Origin of the sequence: Micromonospora sp. NPDC005299 (assembly GCF_042872345.1) — a bacterium.
GTDB lineage: Bacteria > Actinomycetota > Actinomycetes > Mycobacteriales > Micromonosporaceae > Micromonospora.
This window is the reverse complement of record NZ_JBIAKG010000044.1, coordinates 1-1150: the sequence shown is the minus strand read 5'-3', so window position 1 is coordinate 1150 and position 1150 is coordinate 1. Positions and strand designations below refer to the sequence as shown.

At 69.8% G+C, this 1150-nt stretch carries 1 protein-coding gene; it reads right to left on the bottom strand.

Going from position 1 to position 1150, the window contains the following annotated elements:
* Positions 1 to 27 precede the first annotated feature (27 nt).
* Positions 28 to 984 (bottom strand): IS30 family transposase, encoded by a 957-nt coding sequence (locus ACFYPD_RS34095; RefSeq protein WP_387122929.1) that lies wholly within the window; start codon positions 982 to 984, stop codon positions 28 to 30.
* Between the last annotated feature and the right edge of the window lie 166 nt (positions 985 to 1150).

Genomic DNA, 1150 nt, shown 5'->3' with positions numbered 1-1150 from the left:
GGCGGGGTCAAGGGGTCAGTGCAATCGCTAGGGCGCGATGAGTTGTGCGAGGCGTTGGGCCGGGGTGGCCCAGCCCAGCGTTTCGCGGGGTCGGGTGTTGAGTTCGTGGGCGACTTCGTCCAGGCCGTTTTGGTTGATGGTGCGGAAGTCGTAGCTGCTCTTGGGGAAGTACTGGCGGAGGAGTCCGTTGGTGTTCTCGTTGGTGCCGCGTTGCCAGGGGCTGTGGGGGTCGCAGAAGTAGACCGGGCAGCCGGTGGCGATGGTGAATACCGGGTGGGTGGCCATCTCGGCGCCTTGGTCCCAGGTCAGGGAGCGGCGTAGGTGCGCGGGCATCCTGGTGGCCAGGTCGGTGAGCACGCCGATGACGGCTTCGCTGTCACGGCCTTGGGGCAGGGCGCCGAGCAGCACGTAGCGGGTGGTGCGTTCCACCAGGGTCACGATCGCTGAGGCTCCGGCCTTGCCGATGACCAGGTCACCTTCCCAGTGCCCGGGCACCGCCCGGTCGGTGGCCTCGGCCGGTCGGGTGCTGATGTGCAGGTCGCCGATCCAGGGCCGCCGGCTGCGGGCGGCACCCGCGGCACGTGACTGCGGGCGCCGCTGGGTGCGTCCCGACCGTAGGGCCACCTGCCGGGTCAACTCGGCCCGCAGGTTGCCCCGCGACTGTACGTAGATCGCCTGGTAGATCGTCTCGTGGGACACCTGCAACTCCGGCCGGTCGGCGAACGTGGCCCGCAACCACGCGGCGATCTGCTTCGGAGACCACCTACGGGCCAGTTTCCCCGCCACCACCTGCCGCAGCCGCCTACCCACCCCCAGCTTCGACGGCGCCCGCCGCCGCCTGGCCGCGTCAGCCCGCCGCTGAGCCCATTGCGCCTGATACCCCCACCGATACGGGCGGCGAGCCCGCCCCGGCGGCAACGACCGCCCCAGCGGGTTCTTCGTCCCGTGCCGCGCACTGTTGTTCCGCGCCACCTCCCGCGACACCGTGCACACCGGCACCCCAAGAAGCCCCGCGATCTGCGAGATCGTCCGACCCGACGCCCACAAATGCTCCAACACCTGCCGATGCCCGAACGTCAACACACCCGGCCTCGCCACCAGCACCTCCAGCCCAACCAAGATCAGTTGCACTGAAGCCTAGAAACCGCCC